This is a genomic window from Cellulomonas sp. NPDC055163 (genome assembly GCF_053607065.1).
In genome coordinates this window covers 199141-215155 of the sequence record NZ_JBSGSU010000005.1, presented here as the reverse complement: position 1 = coordinate 215155, position 16015 = coordinate 199141, and the positions used below count along the sequence as shown (strand labels likewise).

The window sequence follows — 16015 nt, the reverse complement described above, 5'->3', positions numbered from 1 at the left end:
GTCATGCGCGGAGGTGCAGACCGCGAGGTGGTGAACGCGGACCGGCCGGGGCGCGTGCCCGTCAAGCCGATGGGCAGCATCGAGGTGATCGTGCACGTGGTGTGGTCCGACGGCACCGAGGAGTGGCGCCCGGCACGGGCCATCCGCTGGACGTCGACGCACGTGATGGTCGGGTGGCGGCACGACCGGAGGGGCCGGGTGGACGAGGAGTGGGTGTGGCTGCGGGCGCAGGACGTCATGCGCTCGGTCACCTGGCTGGTTCCCCCCAGGCGCGCATAGCCCACCGCTCGGGCGCCGCGGCGTCGGCCCCGGTCGACGACGACATGGCGAGCGGGGGAGCCGGCGGCACCGGCACTACCGATCGCCCGGCGACGCTCACGACGCCCGGCCGGAGGTCCGCCCCCGTCGGGGGGACGATCGTCGGCCGAGCCCGCGCGCACGCCGGGTCGGCGCGGCTCACCCGATGCGGACGATGCCGTGCGTCCGCGCGGTCGCGACGATCGTGTGCGGCCCCCGGAGCACGGGGGGTCGCGAGCGCGCGACGCTTTGTCGCCGCGGTGCGACGGCGCGTCGGGCGCCCGCAGAGGGGTGGGGCGCATGGACACCGACGAGCCGACCGCCGGGGCCGCCGCTCCGGCGCGCGCCCTCAGGCCGAGGTCCTAGCCGTGGCACAGCGCACGACGGGCGCCACGCGCGTCGACCTCACCCCGTCCCCGCCCTCGACCCGGGCTCCCCGTGCGGGCATGGTCGAGATCCCCGCGGGCACGTTCACCATGGGGTCGGACGACCACTACCCGGAGGAGGCGCCGGCGCACCGGGTCGCGGTCCACGGCTTCTGGATGGACCGGCACGCCGTGACGAACGCGGAGTTCGCCCGGTTCGTGGCGCGCACCGGGTACGTGACGTCCGCCGAGCGGGCGCCCGACCCGGCCGACTACCCGGGAGCGGCCCCGGAGCTGCTCGTCGCGGCGTCGGTCGTGTTCCGTCAGCCGGCCCACCGCGTGTCCCTGGACGACCCCCTGAACTGGTGGGCGTACGTCCCCGGGGCCAGCTGGCGGCGACCGCAGGGTCCGGGAAGCACCGCGAAGAGGATGCCGGACCACCCCGTGGTCCACGTCGCGTGGGAGGACGTGGCCGCCTACGCCGAGTGGGCCGGCAAGAAGCTGCCCACCGAGGCGGAGTGGGAGTACGCCGCGCGCGGCGGTCTCGACGGCGCGCCGTACGCCTGGGGCGACGAGCTCACGCCGGGCGGCCGGTGGATGGCGAACACGTGGCAGGGGGAGTTCCCGCTGCACGACACCGGTGCGGACGGCCACACGGGCACCGCACCCGTCGGCTCCTACCCGCCGAACGGCTACGGCCTCCTGGACATGATCGGCAACGTCTGGGAGTGGACGTCCGACTGGTACGGCGCCCACGCTGCGGCGGCGCACGCGTGCTGCAGCATCCCGGACCCCCGCGGCGGCGACCGGGACGCGAGCCGCGACCCGGCGCTGCCCGGCGTCCGGATCCCGCGCAAGGTCATGAAGGGCGGGTCCCACCTGTGCTCTCCGAACTACTGCCGGCGGTACCGGCCCGCGGCCCGCATGCCGCAACCCGTCGACACCTCGACGTCCCACCTCGGCTTCCGGTGCGTCAGCCGGGCCTGAGAACCACCGGCGAAGGAGTCGTCGCATGACCGATCCGCTGTCCATCTGGAACGACGGCGCGGCCAAGGACGCGGTGCTCGACTTCCTCTCCCGGACCGGTGCGGCCGGCGCCCCCGGAAGCGTGCCGGTCGAGGAGCGCGTCGCCGTCTTCGACAACGACGGCACGCTGTGGTGCGAGAAGCCGATGCCGATCCAGCTCGACTTCATCCTGCGGCGCCTGGCTGCGATGGCCGAGGCGGATCCCGCGCTCCGCGACCGGCAACCGTGGCGAGCCGCCCACGAACGGGACCACGCCTGGCTGGCGCACGCGCTCGCGGCGCACTACGCGGGTGACAGCACGGACGTGCGGACGCTCGCCACCGGCATCGTCGCGGCGTTCGGGAACATCACGGTCGACGAGTTCGAGGCGGACGCCGACGCGTTCCTGCGCGGCACCGCGCACCCGTCGCTGGCCCGCGGCTACCTCGAGTGCGGGTACGCGCCGATGGTGCAGCTCCTGGCCCACCTGCGGGAGCAGGGGTTCACGAGCTACATCGCGTCCGGCGGCGGCCGGGACTTCATGCGGCCCGTGAGCGCCGAGATGTACGGCATCCCGCGGGAGGGCGTGATCGGCAGCGCTGTCGCCCACGCGTACGTGCCCGGCGACGGGGGCGGCTCGATCACCCGCACCCTGGCCGCGGACTACCTGGACGACGGCCCGGAGAAGCCCGTGCGCATCTGGACGCGGACCGGGCGGCGCCCGGTGCTCGCCGCAGGCAACTCGAACGGCGACATCGAGATGCTCGACTACTCCCAGCACTCCGACCGGCCGTTCCTGCGGCTCCTGGTCCTCCACGACGATCCGGACCGCGAGTTCGCCTACGTCGCGGGCGCCGAGCGTGCGCTCGAGCGCGCGGCGCACAGCGGCTGGACCGTGGTGAGCATGAAGGACGACTGGGCGACGGTGTTCTGAGCGGACGCCCCGGTCGGCGCGCGCTCGCGGTCGGCGGACGCTCCGGCCGGCGCGGTCCCGCGTCATCCGCAGCGCATGACGTCCCGCGACCGCCGGGCCGCCTAGCGTGCGCTTCGTGACGTCGCAGGAGCTGTCGAGCCGCACGTCGCGCGAGCGCCTCATGGCAGGGGCGTTCGCGCTCGGCTCCGCGTGCTTCCTGCTCGGCCCGGTGCCGGGGTACGTCGAGCTCGTGGGGCTGACCGCCGACGCCGTCACGTTCTTCGTCGGCTCCCTGCTGTTCACGCTCGGCGGCGCTCTGCAGGTGTGGCTCGCCGCGGCCGGGCGCCGCACCGCGCCGCACGGCCGGGCCGACTGGTGGGCGGCCGTCGTCCAGTCGGGGGGGACGGTGCTCTTCAACATCTCGACGTTCCGCGCGATGCAGGTCGCGCTCGCGGACCCGGACTACGACCGGCTCGTGTGGCGTCCCGACGCGTTCGGCTCGGTCTGCTTCCTGGTCTCCGGGCTCGTCGCCTACCGGGCGTCGGCGCGCCGCGGCTGGCTGCCGGCGACGGGGTCCGCGGGTTGGTGGCAGCCGGCGACGAACCTCCTGGGCTGCGTCTTCTTCGGGGTGTCGGCGGTCGCGGGGTACCTCGTGCCCGCCAGCGCGTCGCTCGTCGACCAGGCCGCCGCGAGCTGGACCACGTGCGCCGGAGCCGCGTGCTTCCTGGCCTGCGCGCTCGGCTCCCTGAACCCGTCGCACCGGGGGGACGCCCGCGGGCGGGGCGCCGTCGCGGGCGGGACGCACCGCGCAGCCCGTCCGCACTGAACCGGCTCCTCGCCCGAGGAGCCGGGACCGCACGCACCGACAGCCGCACCGACCGGAGGAGCCGCATCATGCTCAAGCACCCAGCCACGTCCCCGTCGCCGACCGGTGTGCTGTCGGTCGCGCCGACCTTCGGCCTCGACGGCCTCGTCATCCCCAAGCACGAGCTCCCGCAGGCGGAGCTCGCCCCGGACGTGGCGTACCAGATCATCCACGACGAGCTCATGCTCGACGGGAACGCGCGGCTGAACGCCGCGACGTTCGTCACGACGTGGATGGAGCCGCAGGCCGACCGCCTCATGACGGAGTGCTTCGACAAGAACATGATCGACAAGGACGAGTACCCCCAGACGGCCGAGATCGAGACCCGCTGCGTGACGATGCTCAGCCGCCTCTGGAACGTCCCGGACGCGCACCAGGCGACCGGGTGCTCGACCACCGGCTCGAGCGAGGCGGCGATGCTCGGCGGGCTGGCGCTCAAGCGTCGCTGGCAGCGGCGGCGTGAGGCCGAGGGCAAGCCGATCGACCGCCCGAACCTCGTGATGGGCATCAACGTCCAGGTCTGCTGGGAGAAGTTCGCCAACTACTGGGACGTCGAGATGCGCCTGGTCCCGATGGAGGGCGACCGGTTCCACCTCGCGGCGGACGAGGCCGTCGCGTTGTGCGACGAGAACACGATCGGCGTCGTCGCCGTCCTCGGGTCGACGTTCGACGGCTCCTACGAGCCCGTCGAGCAGATCTGCGCGGCGCTCGACGCGTTCCAGGCGGAGACCGGCCTCGACGTCCCCGTCCACGTCGACGGCGCCTCGGGGGGCTTCGTCGCACCGTTCGTCGACCCCGAGCTGGTGTGGGACTTCCGGCTGGAGCGCGTCGCCTCGATCAACGCCTCGGGGCACAAGTACGGGCTCGTGTACCCGGGGGTCGGCTGGATCGTGTGGCGTGACGCCGCCGCGCTCCCGGAGGAGCTCATCTTCCGCGTGAACTACCTCGGCGACGACATGCCGACGTTCGCGCTGAACTTCTCGCGGCCCGGTGCGCAGGTCGTCGCGCAGTACTACAACTTCCTGCGGCTCGGCTTCAGCGGCTACCGGCGCGTGCACGGCTACGCCCGCGACGTCGCGACCCGCCTGTCCGGGCAGATCGCCGAGCTCGGGCCGTTCGAGCTGCTCACCCAGGGCGACGAGCTGCCGGTGTTCGCCTTCCGGCTGCACGACACGATCTCGAACTTCACCGCCTTCGACGTGTCGAACGCGCTCCGCGAGCGCGGCTGGCAGGTGCCCGCGTACACCTTCCCGGCGAACCGGCAGGACGTCGCCGCGCTGCGCGTCGTCGTCCGTCGCGGCTTCACCCACGACCTCGCCGACATGCTGCTCGCCGACCTCGCACGCCAGCTCCCGCGGTTGCAGCAGCAGGCGGCACCGGTCCACGGGTCCGACGCCGCGGGGTTCCGCCACTAGCACCCCGTGCGGGCGGCGCCGCCGGGCTCCAGCACCGCACGGTCGTCCGTCCGGGATGAGCCGGGCGCCGGCCCGCAGGCGCTTGACTTCGATCCGAGGCGCGGCGTGTGGTCGTGCCCCGAGGGAGGTCGTCATGGCGTCGGAGCAACCGAACATCCTCGTCATCTGGGGGGACGACATCGGCATGTCGAACCTCAGCTGCTACAGCGACGGCCTCATGGGGTACCGCACCCCCCACATCGACCGGATCGCCGAGGAGGGTGGGCGGTTCACCGACTACTACGGCGAGCAGAGCTGCACCGCCGGCCGAGCCGCGTTCATCTGCGGCCAGAACCCCCTGCGGACCGGCCTGACGAAGGTCGGGATGCCCGGCGCGACCGTCGGGCTGCAGCCGGAGGACCCGACGATCGCGACCGCGCTCAAGGCACACGGGTACGCCACGGGGCAGTTCGGCAAGAACCACCTCGGCGACCGGGACGAGCACCTGCCCACCGTGCACGGCTTCGACGAGTTCTTCGGGAACCTCTACCACCTGAACGCCGAGGAGGAGCCGGAGCTCGCCGACTACCCGAAGCCTGCGGACATGCCGAACTTCCGCGAGCGCTTCGGGCCCCGCGGCGTCATCCACTCGTGGGCGAACCCCGACGGGACGCAGCGCATCGAGGACACCGGCCCGCTCACGAGGAAGCGGATGGAGACGGTCGACGACGAGTTCGTCGCGGCGGCGTCCGGCTTCATGACCGATCGGGTCCGGGAGGGCACGCCGTTCTTCGTGTGGTTCAACTCGACCCACATGCACTTCCGCACGCACGTCAAGCCGGCGAGCCGAGGGCAGTCGGGGCGGTGGCAGTCCGAGTACCACGACACGATGATCGACCACGACGCGCAGGTCGGTGAGCTGCTCGGGCTCCTCGACGAGCTCGGCGTCGCGGAGAACACGATCGTCGTGTACTCCACCGACAACGGCCCGCACATGAACTCCTGGCCGGACGCCGGCATGACGCCCTTCCGCGGCGAGAAGAACTCGAACTGGGAGGGCGCGTACCGCGTTCCCGCCGTCGTGCGGTGGCCCGGCCGGATCGCGGCCGGGACCGTGTTCAACGGGATCATGAGTCACAGCGACTGGTTCCCGACGCTCCTGGCGGCCGCGGGCGTCCCGGACGTCACCGAGCAGCTGCTGCGCGGCGTGGAGCTCGGCGGGACGACCTACAAGGTGCACCTGGACGGCCACGACCAGCTGCCGTACCTCACCGGGGAGACCGAGCAGAGCCTGCGTGCGCACTTCTTCTACGTCTCGGACGACGGCGACCTGACGGCGATCCGCTACGACAACTGGAAGCTGGTGTTCCTCGAGCAGCGGGCGCCGGGCACGCTGCGCGTGTGGGCCGAGCCCTTCACCCACCTGCGGGTCCCCAAGATCTTCAACCTGCGCACGGACCCGTACGAGCGCGCCGACATCACCTCGAACACGTACTACGACTGGGTCATGGACCACGCGTGGATCGTCGTGCCGATGCAGGCGTTCGTGCTCGGCATGATCCAGACGATGATCGAGTTCCCACCGCGCCAGAAGCCCGCCAGCTTCAGCCTCGACCAGGTCCTCGAGCAGCTCCGGACGGGCATCCCGAGCTCATGACCGGCACGCCCCGGTGGACGAGCGGACGAGACGCTCACCCACCGGGGCCGTGGCTCGGGCGCCGGGGAGCGACACCCCCGTGGCGGTGCGGCAGGCCACGGACGGGCACCTCCGGGACGGGTGCTCCGCCCGGGGGTGGCGAGGGCGGGGCGGGCACCGCGGCGGCGTACCGGTCGGCGAGCGGCCGCGCGCTCAACCCGTGCGCGAGCACGCTGAGCAGGACCGTCGTGCCGATGACGGCGACCGGACGTCGGACGTCGACGTCCAGCTCCTCCATCGCGATCAGCGCGAAGATGATCGAGGCCAGCCCGCGCGGGCCGAACCACCCGAGGAACGCCGTCGTCACCGGTGCGAGCCCGGCGCCGAGCAGGGCGAGCCGCACGGGCACCATCCGCACGACCGTCAGGCTCAGCACGGCGTAGGCGAGCATGCGCCCGTCGGCCTCCTGCAGGACCGTCGGGACGGCCACCGCCCCGAACACGAGCCAGGTCAGGAGGGACACGAAGCCGGCGGTCTGCTCGACGTAGAACACCTCGCGCTCGCCGCCCCGGCCGGCGGTGCTGCCGAACGCGAGCCCCGTGACGAACGCGGCGACGAAGCCGTTGCCGTCGAGCGCGAGCGACGCGGCGTACGCGGCCAGCGCCAGCGCGAGGACCCCGGGACCGGCGAAGTCCTCCGAGGCCCACCCGCGCCGACGGGCGAGCCGCATCGCGCGTCCGCTGAGCCCGCCGACGACGGCGCCCACCGCCACGCCGACGGCGAGGTCGAGGAGCGCACCACCCGGACCCCGGCCCGGGAGGCCCTCGGCCGTCGCGGCCCCCGCGATCGCGAGCATGACGACGGGGGTCACGATGCCGTCGTTGAGGCCGCTCTCGACGTTGAGGACGCGGCGTACCCGTGCCGGCACGGCCGGGTCGCTCATGACCGCAGCCCCCAGGGCCGCGTCGGTGGGAGCGAGCGCGGCGCCGACGAGGAGCGCCAGCCAGACACCCGCCCCGTCGACGAGCCACGCCGCGAGGAGCGTCCCCGCCGCGACGGTGAGCGGGAGGCCCACCGCGAGGAGGCGCGTGTACAACCCGAGGTCGGCGCGGAGCTCCCGCAACCTGACCCGTGAGGCGTCGGCGAACAGGACCCAGACGAGGGTCACCTCGGCGAGCAGGCGGGCGGACTCCTGCGCCGCGTGCGGGTCGACGACCCGCACCCCTTCCGACAGCAGGAACCCGACCGCGACGAACAGGACCGGGGCGCTCAGGTCGGCGCGACCGAGCCGCGCGGAGAGCAGACCCCACGCGAAGACGACGAACATCACCAGGGCCGCGGTGCCGGCGTCCACGGCTCCACCTCCTGTCGCGGACGGGCCCGTGCGACGCGGGGCCGAGCGGACGCCGGACGGCTCGTCGTCGTGCCGCGCCCGCCGTCGGCGCGGGCGACCTTCACATCAGGAGCGCGGGCGCACCGTCCACAGGAGCGCCCGACCGCTGAGGCCCGGCTCGCCGACCGACAGGAGGACGTGGCCGCGCGAGCTCACGGCGACCACGCCCGCACGGTCGGTCGACGCGAGGTCCAGCTCGGTCCACCGCCCGTCCTGGTAGGCGCCGATCGTCGCCGGCTCACCTGCGCGCGTCAGCACGCCGGCGACCAGACCGCGCGTGCTCATCGTCGGACCGCGCAGCACGGCGTCCCGCGGCGGCACGAGGTCGAGCACGCCCCCGTCGTCCCACAGGGCGTACGTGGCCGGGCCGACCCCGGCCACGGGGCACGTCGTCTCCACGAGCACGCGACCGTGGTCGTCGATCCGCAGGCCGATGCGGAAGCAGCCCGGCTCCGGTTCCTGGAGCAGGACGAGCTCGCCGTCCTCCCAGAGGAACGCCTCGCTGGAGCCCGGGAGACCCGGCGGGTACGAGGTGCCGACCACCCGGCCGCGCTCGTCGAGGTCGCTCGGGACGGCCACCCGCACGTCGGGGTCCGCGAGCAGCGTGACGGCACCGCGGGTCCACACGTAGCCCTGGTGGTGACCGGGCTCCTCGAACTCGCCGTCCGGTCCGGTCACCTGCGCCAGCAGCGTGCCGTGGTCGTCGAGGTCCACGACGCGGCTGACCGAGACCGGACGGCCCGGGACCGCACCGGGGTCGAGATCCGTGCGGACCCCGCGCTGCCACAGGAACGGCCGGCCGGAGCCGAAGGCCTGCTCCCCGATGCCCGCGACGACGCCCCGCTCGTTGACGAGGAGCGCCCGACCCTCGCCGAGCTCCGTGACGCGTGCCCCCTGGATGAGCACGGCGTGGTCCAGACCGTCGTCCTCGGAGTAGTAGTAGCCGGCGATCTGCCCACGGTCGTTGATGTCGGTCGGCGTCAGGAACGGGCGGCCGGTGCGGGCCTCGAGGTCCGTCATCAGCCCGTCGGACCACACGAAGGCCCGGAAGTCCGAGATGCCGACGACCTGCCCCTTCGCGTTCACCGCGTGGGGGACGGTCGGGCCCGTGCCGAGACTCCCGAGGTCGACCGCCGCAGCGGTCCCGCGCAGAGCGGTGGCGTGGCCGGCGGTCCGGTCGTCCGCGACGGCCGGGGGTGCCAGGGCCAGCAAGGTGCCGACGGCGAGGATCGTGAGGACGGAGCGTCGCATCGGCGTGCCTCTCTGCGGTGGTGGTCTCCCTCGGCTTACTCCGGCGCCGCGCGCGCGACAAGCCACCGGTCGCACGGGTGTCCGTTCGCGCGGTGTCCACGCGGCGGTGCGGAGGGTGCCGCCCTCGGGGCACGGACCGTTGCGGGGGCAGCGTCAGCGTCGCGTCGAAGCGGCGAACGCCCAGCGGGCCTTCGTCGCTCGACCTGCTGGACCGCGTCCGGGGCGTGCAGGAGGCGCCGCCGACGTCGACGACGACCTCCTGTACGCGTCGGGCTCCAGGTCAGGTCCGGGGTCCCCTGCGGGGGACGGTGAGGACGTACGTGACGTCCACGGCGAAGCTGCCGGGCGGACCGACCGACTCGACCGCACCCTCGATGTGGATCGTGTGCGCGCCGGGCGGGAACGGGCGCAGGGTCACGTAGTAGCCGGCGTCGACGGTGGGGGAGACGACCGTGCCCGCGGGGGCTCCGAAGATGTTGTCCGCGGGCAGCGTGACGGAGAACACCACGGACTCCTCGTACCGGATCCGGTAGGAGCGCACCGGTGTCCCGTCGACGGTGACGCGTAGGCCCGTCGCCCCCGCCTCCAGCCCGGCGACCTGGCTCCGCGCGTACGCCTCCGTGCTCTGCTCGGGCGCGTCGCCCGGGGTGGCGCCGTAGAAGGCGTTGACCACGGGGAAGGTCAGCCATGTGCCGCGCGGGATGGTGCACGTGCGGGTGATCGCGCCGCCCGTGTAGCCCGCGAGGAACCACGTATGGCCGGTCTGCCCCACGTCGCAGAACTCTCCGGTCGGGTCCAGCAGTGGGTTGCTGGACGCTGGCTGGGTCAGGCCCCACTGCCAGAACTCGGCGCCGGTCGTCCCGCGCGCCGCGCCGTGGCCGTGATGGTCGCCCGCAACCGACGTCCCCGCGGGGGCGACCAGGGCCAGCACCGCCGCCGCGAGGACCGCAGCCAGGCGCCACCGTCGGGCCGGGTGCGAGGTTCGGGGCACGGAGCGCATCACGAGGTCCTCCCGGGGGTCGCGCCGTCGCGACGGGCGCCTCCGTCCACGGTCCACCCGTGCGGCGGAGCCGTCAAGGACGCCGGCGCACCCCGGCCGGGCACCGGCGAGCGCGGAGCGAGAGCGAGGTCGGGCTGGTGACCGCCGCCCTGCTCGGCGTCGGGCTCGAGTGGCGTCCTGACCCCTCGACCGACGTCGTGGCTGCGTGTCGACCGACGGCGAACGCCCCGTCTCCGCGTGGCCGCGCCCACGGGTGTCCGCAGACACCACGAAGGCCGTCCCGGATCTCTCCGGAACGGCCTGTGACCTACGGTGATGCGTGGTGGGCGATACTGGGATCGAACCAGTGACCTCTTCCGTGTCAGGGAAGCGCGCTACCGCTGCGCCAATCGCCCAAGGCTGTGCTGCGAGGTGGAGATGGGATTCGAACCCACGTATACGGCTTTGCAGGCCGCTGCCTCGCCTCTCGGCCACTCCACCCTGAGACCGCAGTCCTCAGCGACCCTCGCGGGTCGATCAGGAGTGTCTGCCTCCGAGCGGACGACGGGATTCGAACCCGCGACCCTCACCTTGGCAAGGTGATGCTCTACCACTGAGCCACGTCCGCGCGACACTTCCTCCGGCTCTCACCGGCGTTCCGTGTGCGTGCTGAACATTAGCCGACGTTTTCGGGAAGAGTCCAACTGGCTCCCCGTCCGCGCGTCGGCGGAGGGCTCGGTAGCGTGTCGACCGTGCAGGTCAGGGCCCCGATCGGACCACCCGACGTCACCCCCCGCGGGGCCGGCGAGGCGTGGTTCTCGGGCGTGCGCGCACGAGGGGCGGTCGAGTGCGTCGACGTCGTCGCCGACCCCGGGCGGTTGGCGGAGCCGGGGTTCTGGGTCGTCGTGGGGGAGTTCGAGGGACGCGTCCGGGCCTGGCGGTTCGCTGAGGTCGAGCGCGGCGCCGGCGGAGGTGCCGCTCCGGGTCCGCGCGGCTCGACGACCCCGACCCCGACTGCGGCGGCGTGGCGCGGCCCGGCGGCGTCCGACTGGACCACCTCGCTCGACCAGCACGACTACGAGGCAGCGGTGCGCGCGGTGCAGGACGAGATCCGTGCCGGGGAGGTGTACCAGGCGAACCTCTGCCGGGTCCTGCGCGCACCCCTCGGCGCCGCGGGCGAGCCCGAGCCGGACGCGCGGGCGCTCGCGGCGGTGCTCGCGCAGGGAAACCCGGCACCCTTCGCCGGCGGGATCCACGTCCCGGTCGGAGGCGGGGTCGACCCCGTGTGGGTCGTGTCGGCGTCGCCCGAGCTGTTCCTGCGGGTCGAGGACGGCGTCGTGACGTCGAGCCCGATCAAGGGGACCGCGACGACGGCGCCGGGGCTGTCCGCCAAGGACGAGGCCGAGAACGTCATGATCACCGACCTCGTCCGCAACGACCTGCAGCGCGTGAGCGTCCCGGGCACGGTCGAGGTCACGGCGCTCCTCGCGCTCGAGCGCCACCCCGGCCTGGTGCATCTCGTCTCGACCGTCCAGGGGCGCCTCGCGCCGGACGTGCGTGACTCGCCCCGGCTCTGGGCGGAGCTGCTCGGCGCGACGTTCCCTCCGGGGTCGGTGTCGGGGGCGCCGAAGAGCTCGGCGCTGCGGATCATCGGCCGCCTCGAACCCGTCCCGCGCGGACCGTACTGCGGCGCGGTGGGCTGGGTGGACGTCGGGCACGACGGGTCCGTGCGCGCCGAGCTGGCGGTCGGCATCCGGAGCTTCTGGTGGGAGCCGCCGTCGGGGCCGGCCCTGCCACCGGGCGCGCCGGGTGCTGCGCGGGAGCACGGCGCGCTGCGGTTCGGCACGGGCGCGGGGATCACGTGGGGCAGCGACGCGCGTGCGGAGTGGCAGGAGACCGAGCTCAAGGCGGCACGGCTCGTCGCGCTCGCCTCCCGCGGTGCGCCTCCGGTGGGAGACTGGGTGCCATGAGCACCCTCCTGTGGTCACGAGGCCGTCTGCACGCCCCCGACGAGCCGCTCGCGACGGGCGTCGACCACGGCCTGACCGTGGGCGACGGCGCCTTCGAGACGTGTGCGGTGTACGACGGGCAGGCGTTCGCGCTGACCCGGCACCTGCGCCGGCTCGCGCGGTCGGCCCACGGGCTCGGCCTCGAGACCCCGGACGAGGACGAGATCCGTGCGGGGGTCAAGGCGGTGCTCGAGGCCGCGACCCCCGACGTCGCGCGGCTGCGCATCACGCTCACGGCGGGCCCGGGTCCGCTCGGGTCCCACCGCAACGAGCCGGGGGAGTCGCGGCAGACCGTGATCGTGCTCGCCGGCCCGGCGCCGAAGACGACCGTCTCGCGCGCCGTGCGCGTCCCCTGGGTGCGCAACGAGCGCTCGGCCGTCGCGGGCCTGAAGACGATCTCGTACGCCGAGAACGTCGTCGCCCTCGCCCGCGCGCACCACCACGGCGCGGACGAGGCGATCCTCGCGAACACCGTGGGCGAGCTGTGCGAGGGCACGGGGTCCAACGTGCTGGTCGAGCGCGGCGGCGAGCTCGTGACCCCGCCGCTGTCGAGCGGCTGCCTCGCGGGCATCACGCGCGAGCTCCTGCTCGAGTGGTCGGCGGAGGCGGGTCTGCCGGTGCGCGAGGGCCTCCCGGGCGAGCTGCCCTTCGAGGTCCTCGACGAGGTCCTGGCGGGCGACGCGCACCTGGCGCTGAGCGGGTCCATCCGCAACGTCGTCCCCGTCGTCTCGCTCGACGAGGTCGACGTCGCCGCCGGCGAGCTCACCCGCGCGGCGCAGGAGCTCTTCCAGGCCCGGCTCGCGGACGACCTCGACCCCTGAGCCGGGGACGCGCCCAGAGGCACGACGACGCAGGAGGCCGGCCCCCGAGGGGACCGGCCTCCTGCGTCGTGCGCGTGCGGTGCGGCTCAGGCGGTGAGCAGGGCCGCGATGAGAGCCGAGATCTCGGTCTCCATGCGGTCGCTCTCGGACCCGATCGGGACGAGGTCCTCGGTCGTCGCCAGGAACCGCTCGAGCGGCTCGGCGGGCGCCGCGAGGAGCGCGCTGCCCTCGACGCCGCTGAGCGAGATGAGAAGGAAGTCCGGGTCCTCGTCACGCCAGACCTGGACGTCGCCGTTGCCGGCCGGGGCGTCCGAGGCGGCCAGCAGGCCGTGGACGAGGAGCTCGCGACCGAGCAGCCAGGTCGACATCGTGTGCTGGCCCGTGAAGACGGTACGCACGGTGTACGGGTCCGAGACGCGGAAGGAGAACTCGGCGTTGACCGGGATGACGCTGGCGTCAGAGCTGATCAGCTGCATGGTGACAGCCTCGACGACGTCGTACGACGGTTGCGTCATCGGCGTCCTCCTGATTCGCGCGGTGGTGGGGTGTCCATCATGGCAGCCGGAGGGCCTTCCTGGCGGGAAATCGGCGCGGAGTTCACCCGGTAGGCCCCGTCATACGCGTGACGTTCACCGTCACAGGGCCTCCCGTCCCCCCCGGCGCGTGGCGACCGGCGAGCGATCGCGGCTGCGACCCCACCCGCCGTGCACGCCCGCCGGCTCGCTGCACCGGCCCCCGCGACGCCGTCCGAGCCCCGACGGAAGCCCGGTTCGGAATATCGCCGCACGTTGGGTAGCATCCTACTTCGACGTCACCGACGGTGCGCGGTCCGGGCCTTCAGGCCGGTCCGGCCGTTCCGCAGGACGACGGGCGATTGGCTCAGTGGTAGAGCGCCTCGTTCACACCGAGGAGGTCACTGGTTCGAACCCAGTATCGCCCACCAGCACGGCCCCGGTCCGCCTCGCGCGCACCGGGGCTGTCGTGCGTCCGGGGCGCACGCGGCGTCGGTAGCATCGACGTGCGCCCGCACCGCCTGAGTGCGGGCCCGACGCAAGGAGATCCCTCTCGTGCCCGAGCTCATGACCCTCACCGTCGACGGCGTCGCGACCACGGTGGAGCCAGGGACGACGGGCACGGACCTGTACGGCTCGCGCCGCGACGTCGTCGTCGTCCGCGTCGACGGCGAGCTGCGCGACCTGCACCTGCCGCTGGACGACGGCGCGGTCGTCGAGGCCGTCACGATCGACTCGCCCGACGGGCTCGCCGTGCTGCGCCACTCGGCCGCGCACGTCCTCGCGCAGGCGGTCCAGGAGGTCAACCCCAAGGCGAAGCTCGGGATCGGCCCGCCGATCACCGACGGCTTCTACTACGACTTCGACGTCGAGACCCCCTTTACGCCCGAGGACCTCAAGGCCCTCGAGAAGGTCATGGGCCGCATCATCAAGGAGGGCCAGACCTTCCGGCGCTGGGACGTCACCGAGGACGAGGCGCGCGCTGAGCTGGCCGACGAGCCGTACAAGCTCGAGCTCATCGGCCTCAAGGGCACCCCCGGCGGCGAGGACGACGGCGCGTCGGTCGAGGTCGGCCTCGGCGGCCTGTCGATCTACCAGAACGTGCGCGGCGCCGGCCGCGAGTCCGAGCAGGTCGTCTGGCAGGACCTGTGCCGGGGACCGCACCTGCCCAGCACCCGCCTGATCGCCAACGGCTTCCAGCTGACCCGCTCGGCGGCGGCGTACTGGCGCGGCTCGGAGAAGAACCCGCAGCTGCAGCGCGTGTACGGGACCGCGTGGCCGACCAAGGACGAGCTCAGGGCGTACCTCGAGCGCCTCGCGGAGGCCGAGCGGCGCGACCACCGCCGGCTCGGTGCGGAGCTCGACCTGTTCTCCTTCCCCGACGAGCTCGGCTCGGGCCTGCCGGTGTTCCACCCCAAGGGCGGCATCATCCGCATGGAGATGGAGGACTACTCGCGCCGGCGGCACGTCGCGGCGGGGTACTCGTTCGTCAACACCCCGCACATCACCAAGGGGCACCTGTACGAGATCTCGGGCCACCTCGACTGGTACCGCGACGGGATGTTCCCCCCGATGCACGTCGACGCCGAGCTGAACGAGGACGGCACGGTCCGCAAGCCCGGCCAGGACTACTACCTCAAGCCGATGAACTGCCCCATGCACAACCTCGTCTTCGCCTCGCGCGGGCGCTCGTACCGTGAGCTGCCCTTGCGGCTGTTCGAGTTCGGCTCGGTGTACCGCTACGAGAAGTCGGGCGTGATCCACGGCCTCACCCGGGTGCGCGGCATGACGCAGGACGACGCGCACATCTACTGCACCCGCGACCAGATGCGCGACGAGCTCACGAGCACGCTGCAGTTCGTGCTCGACCTGCTGAAGGACTACGGGCTCGACGACTTCTACCTCGAGCTGTCGACCCGCAACCCCGAGAAGTCGGTGGGCTCCGACGAGATCTGGGACGAGGCGACCCGCACGCTCGAGGAGGTCGCGACCGCGTCGGGCCTCGAGCTCGTCCCCGACCCGGGCGGTGCCGCGTTCTACGGTCCCAAGATCTCGGTGCAGGCCCGCGACGCGATCGGGCGCACCTGGCAGATGTCGACGATCCAGCTCGACTTCAACCTGCCGGAGCGCTTCGAGCTCGAGTACACCGCGAGCGACGGGTCCCGCCAGCGGCCCGTGATGATCCACCGCGCGCTGTTCGGCTCGATCGAGCGGTTCTTCGGCGTCCTGACCGAGCACTACGCGGGCTCGTTCCCGGCGTGGCTCGCGCCCGTCCAGGTCGTCGCCGTGCCCGTCGCCGAGCCGTTCAACGACTACCTCGCGGACGTCGTCGCGCAGCTGCGGGCCCAGGGGATCCGGGCCGAGCTCGACACGAGCGACGACCGCTTCGGCAAGAAGATCCGCTCGGCGAGCACGCAGAAGATCCCGTTCGTGCTCATCGCGGGCGGCGACGACGTCGACGCGGGCGCGGTGTCGTTCCGGTACCGCGACGGCCGCCAGGACAACGCCGTGCCCGTCGCCGAGGCGGTCGAGCGCATCGTGTCGGCGGTGCGGGACCGGGTGCAGGTCTGACGCA

General features: G+C 73.2%; 13 protein-coding genes and 4 tRNA genes. 10 read left to right on the top strand and 7 right to left on the bottom strand.

Translation table 11 applies throughout. From position 1 onward, the window contains the following. The first annotated feature begins 3 nt into the window (after positions 1 to 3). The 6 genes from ACWFNE_RS11510 to ACWFNE_RS11485 all read left to right on the top strand — a co-directional run bounded on the left by ACWFNE_RS11510 (position 4) and on the right by ACWFNE_RS11485 (position 6496). Entirely contained in the window at positions 4 to 279 is a 276-nt protein-coding gene (locus ACWFNE_RS11510; RefSeq protein ID WP_452122548.1) for a hypothetical protein, read from the top strand. A 464-nt stretch (positions 280 to 743) separates the two neighbouring features. Then, positions 744 to 1649 carry a formylglycine-generating enzyme family protein gene (locus ACWFNE_RS11505; protein WP_452122749.1) on the top strand — a complete coding sequence of 302 codons (906 nt, stop codon included), beginning with the start codon at positions 744 to 746 and terminating at the stop codon, positions 1647 to 1649. Between the two features lie 25 nt (positions 1650 to 1674). Continuing rightward, the gene (locus ACWFNE_RS11500; protein ID WP_452122547.1) at positions 1675 to 2601 is read left to right on the top strand and encodes an HAD family hydrolase; all 927 of its coding nucleotides are present in this window, start codon (positions 1675 to 1677) and stop codon (positions 2599 to 2601) included. A 115-nt stretch (positions 2602 to 2716) separates the two neighbouring features. Beyond that, positions 2717 to 3406, top strand: a complete 690-nt coding sequence (locus ACWFNE_RS11495; protein ID WP_452122546.1) for a hypothetical protein — start codon at positions 2717 to 2719, stop codon at positions 3404 to 3406. A gap of 68 nt (positions 3407 to 3474) precedes the next feature. Beyond that, entirely contained in the window at positions 3475 to 4860 is a 1386-nt protein-coding gene (locus tag ACWFNE_RS11490) for a glutamate decarboxylase (RefSeq protein WP_452122545.1), read from the top strand. Positions 4861 to 4993: 133 nt separating this feature from the next. Beyond that, positions 4994 to 6496, top strand: coding sequence for an arylsulfatase (locus tag ACWFNE_RS11485; protein WP_452122544.1), 1503 nt, complete (start codon positions 4994 to 4996; stop codon positions 6494 to 6496). Positions 6497 to 6530: 34 nt separating this feature from the next. Here the strand turns inward: ACWFNE_RS11485 and ACWFNE_RS11480 are convergent, their stop codons facing one another. The 6 genes from ACWFNE_RS11480 to ACWFNE_RS11455 all read right to left on the bottom strand — a co-directional run bounded on the left by ACWFNE_RS11480 (position 6531) and on the right by ACWFNE_RS11455 (position 10726). After that, a complete protein-coding gene (locus tag ACWFNE_RS11480) occupies positions 6531 to 7829 on the bottom strand; it encodes a cation:proton antiporter domain-containing protein (protein ID WP_452122543.1) in 1299 nt (432 codons plus the stop codon). A 105-nt stretch (positions 7830 to 7934) separates the two neighbouring features. Beyond that, the gene (locus tag ACWFNE_RS11475) at positions 7935 to 9119 is read right to left on the bottom strand and encodes a hypothetical protein (protein ID WP_452122542.1); all 1185 of its coding nucleotides are present in this window, start codon (positions 9117 to 9119) and stop codon (positions 7935 to 7937) included. Between the two features lie 280 nt (positions 9120 to 9399). Beyond that, entirely contained in the window at positions 9400 to 10110 is a 711-nt protein-coding gene (locus tag ACWFNE_RS11470; protein WP_452122541.1) for a hypothetical protein, read from the bottom strand. 329 nt (positions 10111 to 10439) lie between these two features. Then, a tRNA-Val gene (locus ACWFNE_RS11465) sits at positions 10440 to 10514 on the bottom strand. Positions 10515 to 10528: 14 nt separating this feature from the next. Continuing rightward, positions 10529 to 10599 (bottom strand) — tRNA-Cys (locus ACWFNE_RS11460). Positions 10600 to 10654: 55 nt separating this feature from the next. Continuing rightward, positions 10655 to 10726 (bottom strand) — tRNA-Gly (locus ACWFNE_RS11455). Positions 10727 to 10850: 124 nt separating this feature from the next. On the opposite strand from ACWFNE_RS11455, the gene ACWFNE_RS11450 reads away from it, so the two are divergent. Both ACWFNE_RS11450 and ACWFNE_RS11445 read left to right on the top strand, forming a co-directional pair. Then, a complete protein-coding gene (locus ACWFNE_RS11450; RefSeq protein WP_452122540.1) occupies positions 10851 to 12068 on the top strand; it encodes a chorismate-binding protein in 1218 nt (405 codons plus the stop codon). Further along, positions 12065 to 12928, top strand: coding sequence for an aminotransferase class IV (locus ACWFNE_RS11445; protein ID WP_452122539.1), 864 nt, complete (start codon positions 12065 to 12067; stop codon positions 12926 to 12928). Before ACWFNE_RS11450 ends, ACWFNE_RS11445 begins: the two co-directional genes overlap by 4 nt. Positions 12929 to 13014: 86 nt before the next feature. Here ACWFNE_RS11445 and ACWFNE_RS11440 read toward each other — a convergent pair whose 3' ends face one another. Beyond that, complete coding sequence (locus ACWFNE_RS11440) at positions 13015 to 13443, bottom strand: SsgA family sporulation/cell division regulator (protein ID WP_141372596.1); 429 nt, start codon at positions 13441 to 13443, stop codon at positions 13015 to 13017. 353 nt (positions 13444 to 13796) lie between these two features. Here ACWFNE_RS11440 and ACWFNE_RS11435 point away from each other — a divergent pair. Both ACWFNE_RS11435 and thrS read left to right on the top strand, forming a co-directional pair. Further along, positions 13797 to 13871, top strand: a tRNA-Val gene (locus tag ACWFNE_RS11435). Between the two features lie 136 nt (positions 13872 to 14007). Continuing rightward, positions 14008 to 16011 (top strand): threonine--tRNA ligase, encoded by a 2004-nt coding sequence (thrS, locus tag ACWFNE_RS11430; protein ID WP_452122748.1) that lies wholly within the window; start codon positions 14008 to 14010, stop codon positions 16009 to 16011. Positions 16012 to 16015 lie beyond the last annotated feature (4 nt).

Bases quoted from the DNA above. Each gene is read 5' to 3' on its own strand.
- ACWFNE_RS11445 (WP_452122539.1), top strand. From the start codon at position 12,065: ATGAGCACCCTCCTGTGGTCACGAGGCCGTCTGCACGCCCCCGACGAG.
- ACWFNE_RS11505 (WP_452122749.1), top strand. From the start codon at position 744: ATGGTCGAGATCCCCGCGGGCACGTTCACCATGGGGTCGGACGACCAC.
- ACWFNE_RS11490 (WP_452122545.1), top strand. From the start codon at position 3,475: ATGCTCAAGCACCCAGCCACGTCCCCGTCGCCGACCGGTGTGCTGTCG.
- ACWFNE_RS11500 (WP_452122547.1), top strand. From the start codon at position 1,675: ATGACCGATCCGCTGTCCATCTGGAACGACGGCGCGGCCAAGGACGCG.
- thrS (WP_452122748.1), top strand. From the start codon at position 14,008: ATGACCCTCACCGTCGACGGCGTCGCGACCACGGTGGAGCCAGGGACG.
- ACWFNE_RS11485 (WP_452122544.1), top strand. From the start codon at position 4,994: ATGGCGTCGGAGCAACCGAACATCCTCGTCATCTGGGGGGACGACATC.
- ACWFNE_RS11440 (WP_141372596.1), bottom strand. From the start codon at position 13,443: ATGACGCAACCGTCGTACGACGTCGTCGAGGCTGTCACCATGCAGCTG.
- ACWFNE_RS11475 (WP_452122542.1), bottom strand. From the start codon at position 9,119: ATGCGACGCTCCGTCCTCACGATCCTCGCCGTCGGCACCTTGCTGGCC.
- ACWFNE_RS11510 (WP_452122548.1), top strand. From the start codon at position 4: ATGCGCGGAGGTGCAGACCGCGAGGTGGTGAACGCGGACCGGCCGGGG.